Origin of the sequence: Rhodoluna sp., from assembly GCF_044232805.1 — a bacterium.
Lineage (GTDB): Bacteria > Actinomycetota > Actinomycetes > Actinomycetales > Microbacteriaceae > Rhodoluna.
Genome location: NZ_JBIILG010000013.1, coordinates 1 through 18,484, shown reverse-complemented (window position 1 = coordinate 18,484; position 18,484 = coordinate 1). Strand labels below are relative to the sequence as shown.

The window sequence follows — 18,484 nt, the reverse complement described above, 5'->3', positions numbered from 1 at the left end:
TTTAGAAATTACTTGATAAGCAGTCTGGCGGTTTCGTCTAGCCAGCCTTTAGCAATTGGCTCTAGCTTTGCCTTATTTGCATTGCCGTGATGGGCACAAAATAGCAGCTCGCCAGTAGCCAGTGACGCACGAATGTAAGCCTGAGCTCCGCAGACGTCGCAGCGATCAGCTGCACTTAGCACTTCACTTGGGTTCTGGTCCTGTGTTTCTAATGGCTGCATTTGTGTTGTTTCCCTTCTGGCTCCTATTTGAGCACACCAATCGCTCGCTTTTGTTCAAATTGGTCCATATTTCGCTAACTGCGAAGTTATTTCCCGACTTCGGGTGTTTGGGTGCGCTCAGGGGCTTCGCCGAGATTAGCATTTCAGAGTGGCAAGCGATGACTATTCAGCTAGACACCTCTCGGTCCTAGAAGGACTAGAGGCAGTTCGGAAGCGCCCTGGTATGTACATCGGTTCCACCGATGGTCGCGGATTGATGCACTGCCTGTGGGAGATCATCGACAACAGCGTGGATGAGGCGCTTGCTGGTCACGGCAAGCACGTAACTATCGAACTGAATAAAGACGGCAGTGTCACCGTAGAAGATGACGGCCGCGGAGTGCCAGTTGACATCGAGCCAAAAACTGGATTATCGGGTGTCGAAGTTGTCTTCACAAAATTGCACGCCGGTGGAAAGTTTGGCAGCGGATCCTATGCAGCCTCCGGTGGTTTGCACGGTGTTGGAGCCTCAGTTGTAAACGCTTTGTCCGAGCGATTAGATGTTGAAGTTGATCGAAACGGTCAAACTTGGGCCATGTCTTTTCATCGCGGGGAACCGGGTGTTTTCGACGACAAAAAATCCATTTCTCCGCAAAGCCCTTTCAAGGCATTCGCCAAGAAAAGTGAACTTATGATTCTTGGCAAAGTTGCCAAGAACAAAACCGGCACCAGGGTCAGGTATTGGCCTGACCCTCAGATTTTTGTAAAAGAGACCGCCTTTGATCTCAAGGACCTTGAGGACAGAGCAAGGCAGACAGCTTTTTTGGTTCCTGGATTAGTTCTTTCCGTGGTGGACAAAAGAAGCGGCAAAGCAACCAAGCAGCAATTCAAGTTCGATGGCGGTATTTCCGAGTTCGTCGAATACCTTGCCCCCGATGCTGCCCTTACGGCCATTTGGAGACTCAGGGGAGAAACTGAGTTCACCGAGACCGTTCCTGTCCTAGACAAAAAAGGCAACATGGTTTCCACAGAAGTCACTAGAAAATGCGAGGTGGATATAGCTCTTCGTTGGGGAACAGGCTATGAAACTAGCTTCCGGTCATTCGTGAACGTTATTGCCACGCCTAAGGGCGGAACCCACGTGACTGGATTCGAGCAGGGGGCTGTAAAAGCGATTCGTGCTGAAATTGAAGCAAATTCCAGAAAGCTAAAACTTGGCAACGACAAGGTCGAGAAAGAGGACATTCTCGCAGGCCTCACAGCTGTTGTCGCCGTCCGTCTTGCAGAACCACAGTTCGAAGGACAGACCAAGGAGATTCTTGGAACCCCAGCAGTAAAAAACATTGTTTCCGCCATTGTTGCTAAACGGCTGAACGAGCGATTCTCGTCCGGCAAGCGTGATGATAAGACACAGGCTGCTTTAGTTTTGGAGAAGATTGTTGCTGAAACAAAATCGAGAGTATCGGCACGAACTCACAAGGAAACTCAGCGCAGGAAGAATGCTCTCGAGAGCTCCTCGTTGCCAAGCAAGCTAGTCGATTGCAGAACTTCTGAAACTGAAGTTTCAGAACTTTTCATTGTGGAGGGAGACTCAGCTCTTGGAACCGCAAAGCTTGCTCGCAACAGCGAATACCAAGCTCTTTTACCTATTCGTGGAAAGATTCTGAATGTCCAAAAGGCATCTGTTGCAGACATGCTTTCAAATACAGAGTGCGCCTCAATTATTCAAGTATTGGGAGCGGGGTCTGGACGGAGCTTTGAGCTGCCTTCCGCACGCTATGGCAAAGTGATTCTGATGAGCGACGCTGACGTCGATGGTGCCCACATTAGAACTTTGTTGCTAACTCTCTTCTTTAGATACATGAGGCCCCTGGTGGAAGCTGGAAGAGTTTATGCAGCAGTTCCACCGCTTCATCGAGTTACGGTAACTAATGCTGGATCGAAAGCCAATGAGCACATCTACACCTATTCGCAGGCTGAGCTTGAGAAGTTACTCGCAAAGCTAAAGACCGCAAAGAAAAGTTATCAAGAACCAATTCAGCGCTATAAGGGACTTGGAGAGATGGACGCCGAGCAGTTAGCGGAGACAACAATGGACCGATCAAAGCGTGCGCTTCGACGGGTGACCGTAAAAGACGCTGCAGCGGCTGAAAAGATGTTTGAGCTATTGATGGGCAACGAGGTTGGTCCAAGAAGAGACTTTATTATCGACTCAGCAGACACACTAGAGCGCGAAAGAATCGACGCCTAGGCTAAACCGATAAAACTAATCGCTGGCGCGGCATCTCCCGATGTGTCACGCTTCTGGATCTCGTACTCAATACCGATTGCCTTACCTTTGGCGTCAAGTAATTGGAAACTTTCAGGGCCCGCATAAGCCAAAGCAATCTGGTCTCTAGCCTTGGTGAACTTGTGAGCTCTCATACCTCCGGTGGCCCGGCCTTTCTTGGGGAATTCGTCAATCTTGCTCACCTTTAGAGCTCCCGGGTCAGTACCGGGAAGTGATTTCGAGCTGTTTGCAATCGTGAGGATGATGTTCTTAGTTTTTGCCTTCAAAACTCCAAAGAAGACAACCTCGGATTCGGTTTTGATCCCAGCCATTCCGGCGCCATTTCTACCCTGAGGGCGAACGGTCTTGGCATCGAATCGAAGCAGCTGCGCGTCCTGAGTAATGAAAACCAGCTCATCATTTTCTTGCGAAAGCGCTGCCCCCACAACTTTGTCTCCTGCCTTCAGGTTTATGCACTCAAAGTCAGATTTTTGCGGGAAGTCTGGAAGTACTCGCTTGACGGTTCCGTTCTTGGTTCCCAGCGCGACGATACTCTTTTCGTCAACTGGAATAACGGCAACGACTTTCTCCTTCTTACCCAGACCAAGAAACTCTGCGGCAAGCGGACCGGGGTTTTGCGCACCGTAGTCACCGACCGGGATGTCCCCGATGTGAGTTCGAAGCATACGACCCAAATCCGTTATGAATACAACATCAGATCTCGTGGTCGATGAGAACCAGTTTCTATAGCCAACTTTTCTCGATGCTGGGGCTTCGGATGACTCAGAACGAAACACACGACCATTTGAAGTAAGGGTGATGGCTGTGGGGGAGTCCGTCAGTTGTGCGGAGACTTGTTCTTTTCCACTTGAAACCGGTACAGATGTTTCTTCGGCTTGGATTGATGTCCTGCGGTCATCACCGTAGTTGTCAGCCACCTCTTGCAGCTCAGAGGCAACGAGTTCTTTCAAGATCTTGTCGGAGGAAAGAATTTTCTCTAGCTCTTCGATTTCCTTTTTGAGCTGCTTTTTCTCGTTGTCTAGTTCAAGCTTCGAGAACTTAGTTAGCCTTCTTAGTCGAAGCTCCAGAATGTATTCGGCTTGAATATCCGAGAGCTTGAATTTTTTCATGAGCTTGGTTTTGGCTTCTTGAACTTCTTCGGAAGCCCTAATAATCTTGATGACCTCGTCGATCGCAACTATTGCAAGGAGCATTCCCTCGACTAGGTGCAGTCTGGCCTGGCGCTTACCCAATCGGTTTTGACTGCGACGCTTGGTGACTACCACCCGGTGAGCTAGATACACACCCAACAGGTCTCGAAGTCCAAGGGTCTGCGGTTGGCCATCAACTAGCGCCACGTTGTTGATACCGAAGCTGTCTTCCATTGGGGTGTAGCGGAACAGAAGATCAAGAACTACTTGTGGGTCGAACCCTGTTTTGAGTTCTATGATCAGCTTGAGTCCGTTGCTTCGATCGGTCAGGTCGATTACGTCTGAAATGCCCTGCAATTTTTTGCTGTTGACACCTTCTTTGATCTTCTCGATGACTTTTTCTGGGCCAATCAGGTAAGGAAGTTCGGTTACGACCAACCCCATTCTTCTTGGAGCAACGCTTTCAACCGCAACTCGCGCCCGCGTCTTGAATGAGCCGCGGCCGGTTTCGTAAGCTTCGGCAATTCCCTCTCCTACGATGATGATTCCACCGTTTGGGAAATCTGGCGCAGGAACGATTTTCATTAGATCCTGGAGTGTGCTCTTCGGGTTCTTCAGAAGGTGTATTGCCGCTTTTATCACTTCACGCATGTTGTGAGGCGGCATGTTTGTTGCCATACCTACTGCAATTCCGGATGCGCCGTTCACCAATAGGTTTGGAAAAGCAGCGGGTAAAACCTCGGGTTCGGAAAGCTGAGCGTCATAGTTGGGCTTGAAGTCAACGACATCCTCGTTCAACCCCTCATTCATCATTAGTGCAGCAGCTGAAAGTCTTACCTCGGTATACCTGGCGGCTGCGGGACCATCGTCCAAGCTTCCGAAGTTTCCGTGTCCGTCAATCAACGGTGCGCGAAGAGAAAACGGCTGCGCCATTCGAACTAGGGCATCGTAAATAGCACTGTCACCGTGAGGGTGGAGCTTACCCATTACCTCGCCGGTGACTCGAGCAGATTTGACGTGGCCCTTGTCTGGGCGAAGCCCCATCTCTCCCATTTGGTAAACGATGCGTCGGTGAACCGGCTTTAGTCCATCCCTGGCGTCGGGTAGGGCTCTTGAGTAGATAACCGAATACGAATACTCAAGAAAAGAATCCTGCATCTCCTTAGATAGGTCGATGTCGAAGATACGCTCTGGAACTACTTCAATAGGATCTTTGGCCATGGTCTTCCTGTTGCTGTGGCAAACTTAGCTTCGATGCTACCTTCTGTTCCCAAATCACTCGGGAGGCTTTCCGACGCCTACCTAAGCGCCTATCTCGCGCTCAGCTCATCCGATAATCCCCTGAAACTCGCTCAGAAAAAGAGTTACCTGGTGATACTGGTAGACGGTCTTGGCACCGCAAACATTAGAGGCGCTGCTGGCCATGCAGGATTTCTCAATCAAAAACTCATGTCAGCTAAGTCTTTGTTCTCAGGGTTTCCTGCCACAACAAGTTCCAGCCTTACATCACTGGCAACAGGTGTAGCTAATGGTAGCCACGCGGTGCTCGGACACCGGGTTTACGACCGAGGCATACAGCAGAACATAAATTTTCTAAACGACCTTGGATTAGAGCTTGATCCACGCGAGTATCAAAACCTTGAGACAATCTCTGAGAAAGCTGCGAAAAATAACGTGGTGGTGTCAACAATTGGCCCAGCCGAGTATGACAAGTCTGGGTTCACTATGGCCACCATGCCAAACGCTAACTACATTCCCGCTCAAAGTTTTCGAAATCGTTTCATGGCCGCCAAAAAAGCAGTTAGTGTTCCAAGCAGCTTGACGTATCTTTACTTTCCCGAACTCGATCAGCTCGCACATCGCTATGGTTCTGACTCAAAGCAATGGCTAAACGCTATTGAAGAGTTGGATGCCGAATTGGTCAAGTTTGCTCGATTAATACCAACAACTGCCGGAGTTATTCTCACGGCAGACCACGGAGTAATTGATGTTGAATCAGATAGGCATATTTACCTGGATGAGTATGAGTGTTTCAGTGACCTTGAGCAAATAGGTGGAGATCCAAGAGTTAGCTATCTGTATTTTCAAGATGGTACTGACTTAGAGATCAAACTGGGTGAAATTGCTGAGGCAATTGGAAACACTTGCGATGTTGTGACCGTATCTGATTTGATAACCGCTGGTTGGCTATCGAAATTATCTGAGCAAGCCACACGTGTGGCTCCGGATCTGGTTCTACTACCCAAGGCCGATAGGGTTGCCTACCACCGAGGGTTTGCAAGGGCTCGATCATTGTTGATGATCGGACAGCATGGAGGTATGACTCAGGCCGAGTGGGAAGTTCCGCTTATTGTTTTTTAGTCTTCGGTCTTTGTTCCAAAGACGATTTCGTCCCAGCTCGGAATAGACGCTCTGCCTTTTCTGGTTGGCGGAGGATTATCCGTAACGACAATTTCTGGTTCCTGACTTACATCTTCGTCAGCGAATCCCGGCTGCTCATCGAGGTCAGGTACAACTGACAAGAACTCGGTGTGCGGAGCTTCTTCCTGGACTTCCAGCATCTCTCGCTCGTTGCGTTTTTTCCGAAGTGCCTCCAAAAGATCTGCCGTATCGGAAATTGGAGCAACAGTTGGAGTTGGTGCACTGTATTGGCTTGATGTTGGCTTAGGAGGTTCTCGGACAATTTCTAAGGTGTCAGCAAGATTTGATGTGAAATTGGAAACCGGAGCGCTTACAGGACGCAATCTGGGAGCAGGTTCAGCAATTTTGTCACCGGAGGATAAAGATATGGCGGATTCGTTTTCTGGAATTAGCGCCAGCCGCTTCGGGTCATAAAGCCACGTCGCCTTATTTTGCTTGCCCTCAAGTTCGAACTCGCAATAGATGTAGAAGCCATGCTCGGGGGCTTTCATGGCTGACCACTTTTCTATGCCCGCACCATTGGCTGCCAGTCTTGCCTTGATGATTTCGCCGAACTCTCTAGTGGCCGGGTTATTGAAGCGGTTCCCAGGAACCTCAAGCCGAACGGTCAAGGCGTTCAAAACTGCGTGATTTAGCTCATCTAGAACTGGTTGTGCGAATTTCATGACGTAGTCAACCGGAGCGCCGCTGGCTTGGACAATTTCCTCAATGCTTCGGCCAACCCTTATTTCTTCTTGGATTTCCCGTGGGCTCAACCGAGGCTCATCGAGCATTCGAGGGGTTTCGTTTCTGATCGCACTTCTTACGGACTGATCCAGCAGTAGGCGAAACCTTTGTCCCTCGGAGTCTTCCAGCAATAGAAAGTCACCATCTGAACCTAAAAACTTGATGTCTTTCATGTCGGGTTATCTCCTGCCTATGAGTTTGCCAGCAAGGTTCATGACTGAGCGCAAAAACACGGCATTTTCCAAGGAAATTCACGCTGTGTCAGTTTGCTATTAGGGGGTATTTGTTAGACACTACTAGCGCCTAAAGAACTAACGAAAGGGCCACCCATGGCTACCGACTACGACGCTCCTAGAAAAGCCGACGACGACACCGAGTCCCTAGAAGCTATCAAAGAGCGCGGCCCCGCCAAGGCTGCTTCGGACACCGAGGATATTGATGCCGGTGACTCCTTCTCAATCCCGGATGTGGTTTCCGAGGACCTAGACGTGGTCGTTTTGCCGCCCCAAGATGACGAGTTCACCTGCTCTAACTGCTTTATTGTCAAGCACCGCTCGCTGGTTGCGAGGAAGACCAAGAATGGTCCAATTTGCTCTGAGTGTGATTCCTAGTTCTTTTCTAGAAGTTCAGCCAGCTTGTCAGGTTTTCTGGTGGAGATCAGCCAATAGGGTGTCGGATCTTCCGGGTCTAAAATCGCAATCTTAATTGCCGTTTTCACCGAGCCTTGAAACACTTTGTGAGCTCCCGGATCCAGGTTTGGCCCGCGCTCCAAGAAGATTCGGTCCTTGGAGATTACCTCGGCTTCTCCAATCAGGTTCCTAAAAATCCCTACTCTGCCCACTCTTAGCTCCAGTTGGGAAAGCTCAATCGTCGGGGCCCGCAAGATAAGTAGTGTCCAAATAGTTATCACGACCACAACTCCGACAGCCAGACCAATTCTTATATCAAATGGCTCGGAAATAATTGCAATCGATGGCAGCAGAGCGAAAACGGCGGCAAAGGTCCCGAAATTTGGCAACACCCGTTCCTTGTATAGAGGGGATTCGGGCTTCTCTGGTTCACTCACACTCAATAGATTACGCTGGGAATCTATGACTCACGTACCCGTATTAGTAATGGCATCGCCTGGATTCGAGCCTCGCTACGCCCGAGCCGGTGACGCCGGAGCCGATCTTCGATCTACCAAGAAAATCACGATTGGCCCTGGAGCTCGTGAACTAGTTACAACTGGGGTTGCTATTGCCTTACCCGCTGGCTTTGTTGGCTTAGTGCACCCTCGCTCGGGCCTGGCGCTAAAGCACGGAATAACTGTTTTGAATTCCCCCGGCACCATTGATGCCGGTTATCGTGGCGAAATAATGGTTACGCTCTATAACTCGTCCACCGAGAAATTTGAGATTGAAGTTGGCGACCGCATAGCGCAGCTTTTGATTCAAAGCGTTGAGCAAGCCAATTTCATCTCCGTTGACCAACTTCCCGATACTGACCGGGGTAAAGCTGGCTTTGGATCGACGGGAAATAAGTAGATGGACAACTACGGCAAAGCAAAATCTCAACCGATTGATCGGCTGAGTGCTGGCCCCTTCGATATTACGGAGCTTGTGCAAGTTCGGCCCACCATTGATTTTGGCGCTATTCAACTCCCAATGCGTGACGACGTAACTTACAAGCTCGAGGTGGAATCATCAACTAATAAAATCGTGGCTCTCACCGTTGAACACAAAGGTTCTACCTTGCAACTGCAAGCATTCAGCGCCCCCGGAGCTGAAGGGATATGGCATGAGATTCGCGCTTCGTTAGAGCAATCAATTTTGGCGCAGGGGGGCAAAACTGAAAGCGTGGTTGGGCCGCTAGGACCAGAACTAAATGCTCAGATTCCCACCACTGATGGTGGCTCCAGGCTGGCGAAATTTATTGGCGTCGATGGACCCAAATGGTTCTTGCGCGGAGTTATAACCGGCCTTGCTCTTGGCGACACTCTCTCGATGTCGCACGTGATTGAAATCTTTAGATCAGCAGTTGTTGTTCGAGGTAGCTCGCCAATGCCACCAAAGGAACTCCTGGAACTTGTTGCACCATCAGGTGCTCAAAAGAGCGTTAGCAAATGACAGACGAGAAGTTTAGAGACTCGGCGGCCAAAAAACTTGGCGTTAATTCGGTAGACGGTCAACTAAGCCTGGATAGCATATCACTTCTTGAGGGCATGGGTGGCAAGTTAGGCATCGCGGAGACGATTATTCCAAGCCTGCTGTTTGGAATCAGTTTTGCGCTAACCGGAGAAGCGATTGTTGCGGTGTCCTTGGCAGCGTCAGCGTCAGCACTTTTTATTATTTATCGCTTAATTACTCGCAAATCTGCCAGCAGTGCTTTGATCGGTGCGATCGCTGTTGGCTTTGCAGCTTGGCTGGCTCTTCGCGAAGGCGGAGAAGCAGTTGATTACTTTGTCCCAGGATTTATAGCCAATGCTGTTTACGGAAGCGTGCTTTTGATTTCTATCTTGGTTCGCTGGCCAATTATTGGGGTTCTGGTTGAAGTTTTGCGCGGCAATGCCACTAGTTGGCGCAAGGACCGCAAGAAAGTTACGATTTACTCACTAGTTACTGCGATGTGGGTAGGTTTCTTCAGTCTTCGCCTCGCCGTCCAGGTTCCGCTGTATTTGGCCGGTAGTGCTGAACTCTTGGCGACAGCCCGTGTTGCCATGGGGCCACCGCTTTATGCACTAGTTATTCTTGTGACCTGGCTAATACTTCGAGCCACGGTGCTTCGGACCAGGTAAGTGGTAAATTTGGTAGCTGGAGCTGATTTGCTCAAAAATGTAGGAGTTTTAGATGTCCAAGATTGACAGTTTCGGCGTAGGGCGTGAGCTTAAAGTTGGAAACGACTCTTATCGAATCTTTGACATCAGCACGCTTGATGCCAAGACCTTGCCATACAGCCTGAAGATTCTTCTTGAGAATCTTCTAAGAACCGAAGACGGTGCAAACGTAACTTCTTCTCACATCCAATCCATCTTGGACTGGGACCCAAAGGCGGAGCCTGATACTGAGATTCAGTTCACCCCAGCACGAGTAATCATGCAGGACTTTACTGGTGTGCCGTGCGTTGTGGACCTCGCAACGATGCGTGAGGCCATGGTGGATCTCGGGGGAGACCCAAAGAAAATCAACCCGCTTGCTCCGGCTGAATTGGTTATCGATCACTCGGTCGTTATCGATGTCGCGGGATCCAAGGATGCATTCGAGAAGAACGTCGAATTTGAATATCAGCGCAACGCTGAGCGTTACCAATTCCTTCGCTGGGGTCAAATGGCATTCGACGATTTCAAAGTGGTGCCTCCTGGCACCGGAATCGTGCATCAGGTCAACATTGAGTACCTAGCTCGAACAGTCATGACCAGAAATGTTGGTGGCCAGATACTTGCCTACCCAGATTCCTGCGTTGGAACAGATTCTCACACCACAATGGTCAACGGTCTTGGAGTTTTGGGCTGGGGCGTTGGTGGAATCGAAGCCGAGGCAGCGATGCTGGGCCAGCCAGTTTCCATGCTGATTCCAAAAGTTGTTGGTTTCAAGCTCACTGGACAGATTCCGATGGGTGCAACTGCTACTGACGTTGTGTTGACCATTACTGAGAAACTTCGCCAGCATGGAGTAGTAGGCAAATTTGTCGAGTTCTACGGAGCCGGTGTTGCTTCTGTTCCACTGGCAAATCGAGCAACCATTGGAAATATGAGCCCAGAGTTTGGTTCGACTGTTGCGATTTTCCCAATCGATGAAGTGACCCTTGACTACCTTCGCTTCACCGGAAGAAAGCAAGCTGAGATTGATCTCGTTGAGCAGTACAGCAAAGCCCAAGGCCTGTGGCACGATCCTTCGATCGAACCTCGATACAGCGAGTATCTAGAACTGGATCTTGCGACAGTGGTGCCTTCAATCGCCGGTCCTAAGCGGCCACAGGATCGAATCGAATTGTCCAAATCAAAGAACCAATTCGCGAAGGACATTCTTACTTATTCCTCAAAGGCTTCTAAACCAGCAAAAGTTTCTGGAAGAGATTTCTCGATGGATAACGGGCACGTCAGCATTGCTTCGATAACCTCTTGCACCAACACCTCTAACCCATCCGTGATGATGGCGGCAGGGCTACTTGCGAGAAAAGCTGTTGCCAAGGGACTCAAGGCCAAGCCTTGGGTTAAGACATCTTTGGCTCCTGGATCAAAAGTTGTAACTGACTACTACGACAAAGCGGGGCTGACTAAAGACCTAGATGCTTTAGGTTTCCAGCTAGTTGGATATGGCTGCACCACCTGTATTGGAAACTCTGGACCGCTTGACGAGGAAATCTCGGCAGTAGTAAATGAAAATGATTTGGCCGTTACCGCGGTGCTATCTGGAAACAGAAACTTTGAAGGCCGAATCAATCCAGATGTGAAGATGAACTATCTAGCTTCGCCCCCACTAGTTATTGCTTACGCGCTAGCTGGGACCATGGACTTTGATTTCGAAAAAGACTCTCTTGGTGACGATGCTTCTGGAAATGACGTGTTCTTGAGAGACATCTGGCCAACGCCAGAAGAAGTTCAGAGCACTATCGATTCGTCAATCAACTCGGAGATGTTCACCACCCAGTACGCGGGGGTTTTCGATGGTGACAAGAGATGGCAATCTCTTGACACTCCAACCGGCGACACTTTTTCGTGGGATCCTAAGTCCACCTATGTTCGCAAACCGCCTTACTTCGACGATATGAAAATGGAGCCTACGCCGGTTAAAGATATCCACGGAGCTCGCGTGCTTGCCAAGCTAGGGGACTCCGTGACAACAGATCACATCAGCCCAGCTGGTTCCATAAAGGCTGATTCACCAGCTGGCAAGTATTTGACCGAGCACGGAGTATCAAGGGTTGATTTCAACAGCTATGGATCTCGTCGTGGTAATCACGAGGTAATGATTCGTGGAACCTTTGCCAACATTCGTTTGCGCAATCAGCTACTGCAAGATGTTGAAGGCGGCTACACCAGAGATTTCTCTCAAGCCGCAGGGGATCAAGCGTTTATCTATGACGCTTCACAGAACTACCAAGCTGCTGGAACACCGCTAGTAATTCTTGGCGGCAAAGAATACGGATCTGGATCCTCAAGAGACTGGGCCGCAAAGGGCACCAGCTTGCTTGGAGTTCGTGCTGTAATAACCCAAAGCTTTGAGCGCATTCACCGCAGTAACTTAATCGGCATGGGTGTTTTACCTCTAGAGTTCCCAGCTGGCGCATCGGCTGACTCTTTGGGGCTTGATGGCACAGAGATTTTTGACATTTTCGGTGTTGAAAAGCTGAACGAGGGAGTTACACCCAAGACCCTGAAGGTCGTTGCCAAGCCAAGCGAGCACTCCAAGACGGGCAAGCAGATTGTTGAGTTTGAGGCAACTTTGAGAATCGACACCCCTGGAGAAGCGGACTACTTCCGCCATGGCGGAATCTTGCAGTATGTGCTTCGATCGTTAGTAACGGCATAGAGGAAGTCAGCCTTCGAATGAGCATCCTGGATAGAGTCAACGGACCGGAGGACCTAAAGGGTCTAAAGGAAACTGAGGTAATCGAGCTTGCTTCGGACATTCGTGAATTTCTGATCTCCAAGGTTGCAAAAACCGGGGGACACCTAGGTCCAAACCTAGGCGTAGTGGAAACAACGTTGGCCATTCATCGTGTTTTCGATTCTCCTAAAGACAGCATCATCTTTGATACTGGTCATCAGTCTTATGTTCACAAGTTGCTTACTGGAAGAAAAAACTTTGACAACTTGCGTTCCAAGGAAGGTCTTGCCGGCTACCCACAACGAACTGAGTCGGTTCACGACATCGTCGAGAGCTCGCACGCATCTTCTTCTATTTCCTGGGGCGATGGCATTGCCAAGGCCTATCGCCTAACCAAGCAAGACGACCGCTATGTGATTGTTGTTGTTGGAGATGGTGCACTGACCGGTGGAATGACTTGGGAAGCTCTCAACAACATCAGCGATGATAACGATCGCAAGCTGGTGATTATTGTTAACGACAACGGTAGATCTTACGCGCCAACTATCGGTGGTTTGGCGAGGTACTTAAACGGGATCCGAACCGAGCGCATCTATCGCAGACTCTACAGACTGAGCCGTAGGGTGTTTTACAAATTCGGTATGCCAGGAAAAATGGCTTACTCAACTTTGCGTGGCGCTGCTAAAGGTCTTCTTGGAACATTTGCACCAAAGGGAATCTTTCCAAATCTTGACTTGAAATACATCGGTCCAGTAAATGGCCACGACATGCATGCAATGGAAGAAGCTCTAAAGCAGGCAAAAAAGTATGCCAATCCAGTTATCGTTCACGCAATCACCCAAAAGGGTAAGGGTTACGAACCAGCCGTCAGCGATGAGGCGGATCAGTTCCACGCAGTTGGTCAAATTGATCCAGACACCGGTAAGGCTGTTGGAGATTCTGGCAAGCAGAGCTGGACTGGTGTTTTCGCAGATGAAATGGTCGAGATCGCCAAGAACAAACCAAATGTAATTGGTATCACTGCAGCGATGCTTATCCCGGTTGGGCTACACAAATTTGCCGATAAGTTCCCAGAGCGCGTGTTCGATGTTGGAATCGCCGAGCAGCACGCGGTGACCTCAGCGGCAGGTATGGCTTTTGGGGGTCTTCACCCAGTTGTGGCGGTGTATGCCACCTTCATGGGGCGCGCTTTTGACCAGGTTTTGATGGATGTTGCCCTTCACAAAGCAGGGGTAACCTTCGTACTTGACCGCGCCGGTGTAACAGGACCAGATGGCGCTAGCCATCACGGTATGTGGGATCTGGCTATGCTACAAATTGTCCCGGGAATCAGAATTGCTTCACCTCGAGATGGAAAAAGACTTGTCGAGGAACTGAATGAAGCAATCGAGGTTTCTGATGCACCGACCGTTATTCGATTCCCTAAGGGCTCTGTATCTCAAGAGATCGAAGCAGTAAGACGACTAGACGACGGCGTTGATGTGCTTATGGAAAGCCCAGCGAAGGATGTGCTAATTCTGACTGTAGGTTCAATGGCTCACATGGGGCTACAAGTAGCCAAGATGCTTGCCGATCAGGGAATTGGTGCAACTGTTATTGACCCTCGTTGGGTCATTCCAGTTCCTGAATCTGTTGTCTTACTTGCGAGCAAGCACAGGTTAGTTGTGACAATCGAAGATGGAATTCGAGTCGGTGGAATCGGAACCCGTGTTCGTCAGGACCTTCGCGCGGCTCAGGTTGATACCGCACTGAGCGAAATTGGATTACCGGATGAGTTCCTGGAGCATGCTTCCAGGGATGAAATTCTAGATCGCGTTGGCCTAAACGCACAAGACATTTCACGCGAGATTGTCGCCCAGGTTCTTGGTTCACGCGTGCCACACGCTAGAGCTATTCCTGAGGACTCTGTGGTTTCTGATCAGGCTCGTCTAGCCGATTAATTGAATCCGTAATCGCATCAGCGGTTAGATCAACCTGCCATCTTCTTGCACCAACTCCCATCAGAGACTGCTTTACGTTCTCTAGCGTTGCTGGTTCTGGAGGCGCAAAACATATTTGCCTCAAATAATCAGGAGTGAGCAAGTTCTCCAAGGGAACATTTGCATTCTCACTAATAAGAGTCAACGCATTCTTAGCGTGACGCAAACGGCGATCAGCCTCTGGGTACTTAGCTGCCCAGTTGCGGTGATTTGGAATGCCTTCTGTTTTCTCTGCTCTGACAGACGGAAGGACCGTGGCCTTGAGTGCTGCTTGCAGTGCTTCCCACCAAAGCTCCAGGTAGCTTCTGGAAGCTCGACCAGTAAAGCTTCTAAGCGAGGCTAGCTCTGGTCTAGTCCTTGGTTTGGCATTTGCTACCGCCAAGATCGAAGAGTCAGGAATCAATCGTCCAGGGGAGACATCCATCTTGATGGCAAGTTCTTCACGTGCCAGCCAAAGCCTCCTTGCTGTCTCCAAAGAAAGCTGGTCGGAAACTTTGGTTAGACCGGAGATTCCACGCCAGCGATCTTGTTTGGTTGGCTTTGGCTTAAATGAAAGCAGGTTTTCAAACTCCTGGTTAGCCCATTCGGACTTACCTTGAGCTTCAAGCAGTAGTTTCAGACTTGTTCGAAGTTCATGAAGTAGCTCAACATCCAGAGCTGCATAATTCAACCAGCTCTCGGGTAACGGCCTGGTGCTCCAATCAGCGGCAGAATGCTCCTTGGCAAGCCCGATATGCAGCAGCGTTTCGACTAACGAGCCAAGACCGACCCGTGGTTGGCCAGTAAGCCGTCCTGCTAGCTCGGTGTCGAAAATTGCCTTGGGGCGTAAGCCGAGCTCTTCGAGGCAAGGTATGTCCTGAGTAGCTGCGTGGAGTATCCACTCTCGGGCGGCAAGAAACTCGCGAAGTCGAGAAAATTCAATTGACTCAACCAATGAAGAATCTGTTGTTGGGTCTATCAAGAAAATGTCGGAGTGCTCAGTTTTTAGCTGAACCAGGTAGGCGCGCTGCGAATACTTGAAACCCGATGCTCTTTCTGCATCAACAGCGACCGGTCCCTTTGTGTTTTCAAGCTGCTCAATAACCAAAGCGAGGTCTTTGGGGTTTTCAACTAGATGATAATTGGACCTCGGTGCCGCAAGTGTTTCAAGTGTTACGGATTCCGCATCCACCAAGTTTGACTCTGATTCAGTCAAATTAGATTCTGCTTATTCCTGATTCTGGGGGCAATCCAGACATCATGCACAAAAGGTCCTGCCAAGCTTCGAGATGTGCCGAAAAATTCGAATCAGTTGGCGACCATGATGCACGAAGTTCGAGCTCGGCGTGATCACTTTGACCGGACATCGCACCATAGCCTTGGGAAATAATTCTGGTGATGGTGCCTGCCTGCAGGGTGTAGCCCGCGCCGCGGGCTTTCAAGGAATCTTCTAACCAGGCCCAGCAGACGTCGGTGATTAGCTCATCCTGGCCTATGTCGGTTTCTAGAGGGGATTTTGCGAAGCAGATAATTCGAAAGTTTCCACCCCACCCCTCTTGAGGGGTGTCCGAATTTAGCAACACAAATCTTCCAGTGCCGGCATCAGCTTGAGCAGCATGCGATTCTGCTCCAACGTGGGCTGCTAAGGCAAGCGAGTGCTTAGCAAGCTTGTCGGGGGAAGGAATCTCTGTAACGTTTAGATCAGATCGAATATCCGCTTGGCGCAACGACATGACAGCTAGCTGAAAATCAGCAGCCGTATTGGTCACATCCGCGATCTCAAGCATTTTTTCCAGCCTAAGAGCCGGTCTTGAATTTACGCTCTAGCCACGCCGTTAGTAGTTCCAGAGGGTGAATGTCGCAGCCTCGGATTCCGCAAGAGATACCAGAGATCCTGAGTCGCTAAAAGGATTCCATTTTGGCGTAAGTGATTCGGGCGACAGCCTAGGAGTGATGGTGATGGCAGATTGTGCTACTTCAGTGGTTGCGAAGCACACTTTTGTAAGCGTTGGCCCCGCCTCAAGAAGCAGCGTTTTCATCTGCATTCGCCTAGCCCAGTCCAATAGCGCAACAAAGGGCTCGGCTGGATCAATTGCAACATGTTCGAGCTTGGAATCACCGTCACGAGTTGGATCGTTCGGGCTAAAAAGAGTCACCCCGGTTGAGGCGCTAGCTGCTGGAATCGACTGGAAGTTTCCCGTAGCCGAAACAATTGCCAGGCGTGAGGAAGAGAATTTTTTGTACTGCTCATTACGCGCTGTTGCCGCGTCCACAATCACAAGATCGGATTGCTTTCGAAGTGCCAACAAGAGCTCGAGATCTTCCCTGTTTGATAGACCCCTGGAAGATCCGGACTCGTCGAAAAAGCTACCGCCTGAACTAATCACATGATTAGTGCGTATGCCATCCCAGCTACCGTAGCTTTTTGCTAGCTCTTCTACAGTTGAGACTTGATTAGAAAGCGCGAGTCCGGAAAGCGCTGCAATCATTGACTAGATTTTTCCCTCAGTTGACGCTTTATGCGCGAAAGTATCCCGATCATTCCACGAAGCCTCAGTGGAGACACAACCTTCTGAAGCGATAGCTTCGATGGGAAGTCAATATCGAAATCAAGTGCTTCTTGCACACTCAACCCATCAATGACACTAAATAGCAGGCTAGCAAATCCTCTGGTAGTCGGCGCTTCCGGGGGAGCGCTGAAAAATAATCTTGTTAGGTTGTTTTCATCAATCTCCACAAATAGATAAATTGGGGACTGACACTCTTCTACTCTTTCAAGAAGCTCTGGGTGATCAGCGTAGCGATCAGGTAACTCAGGCAATGCTTCCGAGAACTCCAGCAACAAATCCAGTCGCTCAGACTCTCTGATTGAGGCGAAGTCCCCAATTAGAGTTTCCGGAAGCTCTAGTGTTGCCAATTAGACCAGCTGAGGTACCGGGCCAGGTTGGCTACCCAAAGCTATGGGAGCCTTCACAAGAGAACCCCACTCGCTCCAAGAACCGTCATAATTTCTAACGGTTTCAATGCCAAGTAGGTACTTCAGCACAAACCAAGTGTGAGATGAACGTTCGCCGATTCTGCAATAGGCGATTACATCTGAGTGACCCGCTAACTTGGCGCCCTTCAGATATACCTCTTCTAGCCCTGCTAGATCTTTAAAGCTCTGGTCTTCGTTGCATGCTTTTGACCAGGGAACCGATGCTGCTGTAGGGATGTGTCCTGCTCGAGTGGCCCCCTCATCAGGGTAACCAGGAGCTGTGAGGCGATCACCTGCATATTCCTCTGGGGAACGAACGTCAATTAGCGGTTTCCCAAAGTGTGAAACAACATCGTCACGAAAAGCACGCAGTTTCTTATCGTCTCTTTCGATAACCGGATAGATTGAAGGCGTTGGCTTCAGCTCATCTTTAGTTAAATCCCTACCTTCGGAAATCCACATGTCTCTTCCGCCATCCAGCAGTCGAACGTCTTCATGGCCAAAGAGCTTGAATACCCAAAGTGCGTAAGCTGCCCACCAGTTACTTTTGTCTCCATACAAAACGATGGTGTCTTCGCGGTTGATGCCCAGTCTGGAAAAGACCTTAGAAAAGCCTGCTCCGTCGATGTAGTCACGGGTAACTTGATCGTTGAGGTCGGTGTGCCAGTCGATTTTCCGGGCAGTCGGGATGTGTCCGGTTTGGTAAAGCAAAACGTCCTCATCGGACTCAAGCAAGACAAGACCAGGCTTGCCCAGATTCTCTTCTAGCCATTTAGTGCTCACAAGAGCAGATGGGTTAGCGTACTGACCAAACTTTTCGGAACTGTCAATGTCGATTGGCAAAGTTATCTCCTTGTAGACTTGGGAATTCAATTGATCCTCATGTAGGCGGTGCTATTGTCAACCAATTCAGGAACAATTTGTTCCCTGGTTGAAATTCAACCCCACCCCACCCTTGGGGAGGTCTTGGATCAACTGGTTCCTCCTAGAGAGTTTACCAAGGCGCGCTTCGATAACTATCTGCCAAATTCCGACTTCCCTTCTCAAGCCTCGGCCCTTGCTTCATCCAGGGCTTTCGTAAAGCCAGGCGTCATCAAGTCATTTTTTTCAAAGGGAAAAGCTCCCGCATATTCAGGGATCTACCTAGACGGTGGTTTCGGGGTTGGAAAAACTCACCTCTTGGCCGCAATCTGGCATGAGTACGCCGGCAAGAAAGCCTTTGGAAGTTTCCTTGCATACACCAGCCTCATTGGC

General features: G+C 49.8%; 18 protein-coding genes. 9 read left to right on the top strand and 9 right to left on the bottom strand.

All coding sequences use genetic code 11. The features are described from left to right. Positions 1 to 8 precede the first annotated feature (8 nt). Positions 9 to 221 (bottom strand): DUF7455 domain-containing protein, encoded by a 213-nt coding sequence (locus AC9UES_RS03240; protein ID WP_509526795.1) that lies wholly within the window; start codon positions 219 to 221, stop codon positions 9 to 11. Positions 222 to 369: 148 nt separating this feature from the next. On the opposite strand from AC9UES_RS03240, the gene AC9UES_RS03235 reads away from it, so the two are divergent. Continuing rightward, entirely contained in the window at positions 370 to 2,451 is a 2,082-nt protein-coding gene (locus tag AC9UES_RS03235; protein WP_509526793.1) for a DNA gyrase/topoisomerase IV subunit B, read from the top strand. On the opposite strand, the gene AC9UES_RS03230 is transcribed toward AC9UES_RS03235, so the two are convergent. Then, positions 2,448 to 4,841 (bottom strand): DNA gyrase/topoisomerase IV subunit A, encoded by a 2,394-nt coding sequence (locus AC9UES_RS03230; protein ID WP_509526791.1) that lies wholly within the window; start codon positions 4,839 to 4,841, stop codon positions 2,448 to 2,450. The two genes, AC9UES_RS03235 and AC9UES_RS03230, sit on opposite strands and share 4 nt — an antisense overlap. A gap of 33 nt (positions 4,842 to 4,874) precedes the next feature. Here AC9UES_RS03230 and AC9UES_RS03225 point away from each other — a divergent pair, with 33 nt between their 5' ends. Continuing rightward, positions 4,875 to 5,981: an alkaline phosphatase family protein gene (locus AC9UES_RS03225; RefSeq protein WP_509526789.1), complete on the top strand. Its 1,107-nt coding sequence runs from the start codon at positions 4,875 to 4,877 to the stop codon at positions 5,979 to 5,981. On the opposite strand, the gene sepH is transcribed toward AC9UES_RS03225, so the two are convergent. Further along, on the bottom strand, positions 5,978 to 6,940 hold the full coding sequence (gene sepH / locus AC9UES_RS03220) for a septation protein SepH (RefSeq protein ID WP_509526787.1): 963 nt from the start codon (positions 6,938 to 6,940) through the stop codon (positions 5,978 to 5,980). The genes AC9UES_RS03225 and sepH overlap by 4 nt on opposite strands. Positions 6,941 to 7,096: 156 nt before the next feature. Between sepH and AC9UES_RS03215 the strand changes: the two genes are divergently transcribed. Then, a complete protein-coding gene (locus tag AC9UES_RS03215) occupies positions 7,097 to 7,378 on the top strand; it encodes a DUF4193 family protein (RefSeq protein ID WP_509526785.1) in 282 nt (93 codons plus the stop codon). Here AC9UES_RS03215 and AC9UES_RS03210 read toward each other — a convergent pair. After that, positions 7,375 to 7,833, bottom strand: coding sequence for a DUF3093 domain-containing protein (locus tag AC9UES_RS03210; protein ID WP_509526783.1), 459 nt, complete (start codon positions 7,831 to 7,833; stop codon positions 7,375 to 7,377). The two genes, AC9UES_RS03215 and AC9UES_RS03210, sit on opposite strands and share 4 nt — an antisense overlap. A gap of 25 nt (positions 7,834 to 7,858) precedes the next feature. Here AC9UES_RS03210 and dut point away from each other — a divergent pair, with 25 nt between their 5' ends. From dut to dxs, 5 genes are read left to right on the top strand one after another with little or no spacing between them, the layout of a single operon-like run. Beyond that, a complete protein-coding gene (gene dut / locus AC9UES_RS03205; RefSeq protein ID WP_509526781.1) occupies positions 7,859 to 8,293 on the top strand; it encodes a dUTP diphosphatase in 435 nt (144 codons plus the stop codon). Then, entirely contained in the window at positions 8,294 to 8,875 is a 582-nt protein-coding gene (locus AC9UES_RS03200; protein ID WP_509526779.1) for a DUF3710 domain-containing protein, read from the top strand. Next, positions 8,872 to 9,543 carry a DUF3159 domain-containing protein gene (locus AC9UES_RS03195; RefSeq protein ID WP_509526777.1) on the top strand — a complete coding sequence of 224 codons (672 nt, stop codon included), beginning with the start codon at positions 8,872 to 8,874 and terminating at the stop codon, positions 9,541 to 9,543. The genes AC9UES_RS03200 and AC9UES_RS03195 overlap by 4 nt, the downstream gene beginning before the upstream one ends. 52 nt (positions 9,544 to 9,595) lie before the next feature. Continuing rightward, entirely contained in the window at positions 9,596 to 12,277 is a 2,682-nt protein-coding gene (gene acnA, locus AC9UES_RS03190; protein ID WP_509526775.1) for an aconitate hydratase AcnA, read from the top strand. A 17-nt stretch (positions 12,278 to 12,294) separates the two neighbouring features. Then, the gene (gene dxs, locus AC9UES_RS03185; protein WP_509526773.1) at positions 12,295 to 14,235 is read left to right on the top strand and encodes a 1-deoxy-D-xylulose-5-phosphate synthase; all 1,941 of its coding nucleotides are present in this window, start codon (positions 12,295 to 12,297) and stop codon (positions 14,233 to 14,235) included. Here the strand turns inward: dxs and AC9UES_RS03180 are convergent. The 5 genes from AC9UES_RS03180 to AC9UES_RS03160 are packed head-to-tail and all read right to left on the bottom strand — an operon-like array spanning position 14,186 to position 18,073. After that, positions 14,186 to 15,469 carry an HRDC domain-containing protein gene (locus tag AC9UES_RS03180; protein ID WP_509526771.1) on the bottom strand — a complete coding sequence of 428 codons (1,284 nt, stop codon included), beginning with the start codon at positions 15,467 to 15,469 and terminating at the stop codon, positions 14,186 to 14,188. The genes dxs and AC9UES_RS03180 overlap by 50 nt on opposite strands. 1 nt (position 15,470) lies before the next feature. Continuing rightward, positions 15,471 to 16,040 (bottom strand): DUF3000 domain-containing protein, encoded by a 570-nt coding sequence (locus AC9UES_RS03175; protein ID WP_509526769.1) that lies wholly within the window; start codon positions 16,038 to 16,040, stop codon positions 15,471 to 15,473. A gap of 48 nt (positions 16,041 to 16,088) precedes the next feature. Continuing rightward, positions 16,089 to 16,742 carry a dihydrofolate reductase family protein gene (locus tag AC9UES_RS03170; RefSeq protein ID WP_509526767.1) on the bottom strand — a complete coding sequence of 218 codons (654 nt, stop codon included), beginning with the start codon at positions 16,740 to 16,742 and terminating at the stop codon, positions 16,089 to 16,091. Continuing rightward, positions 16,739 to 17,170, bottom strand: a complete 432-nt coding sequence (locus tag AC9UES_RS03165; protein ID WP_509526765.1) for a SufE family protein — start codon at positions 17,168 to 17,170, stop codon at positions 16,739 to 16,741. Before AC9UES_RS03165 ends, AC9UES_RS03170 begins: the two co-directional genes overlap by 4 nt. After that, the gene (locus tag AC9UES_RS03160) at positions 17,171 to 18,073 is read right to left on the bottom strand and encodes a sulfurtransferase (RefSeq protein WP_509526811.1); all 903 of its coding nucleotides are present in this window, start codon (positions 18,071 to 18,073) and stop codon (positions 17,171 to 17,173) included. A 54-nt stretch (positions 18,074 to 18,127) separates the two neighbouring features. Here AC9UES_RS03160 and zapE point away from each other — a divergent pair. Next, on the top strand, positions 18,128 to 18,484 hold a 357-nt coding region (zapE, locus tag AC9UES_RS03155; RefSeq protein WP_509526763.1), incomplete at its 3' end, for an AFG1/ZapE family ATPase.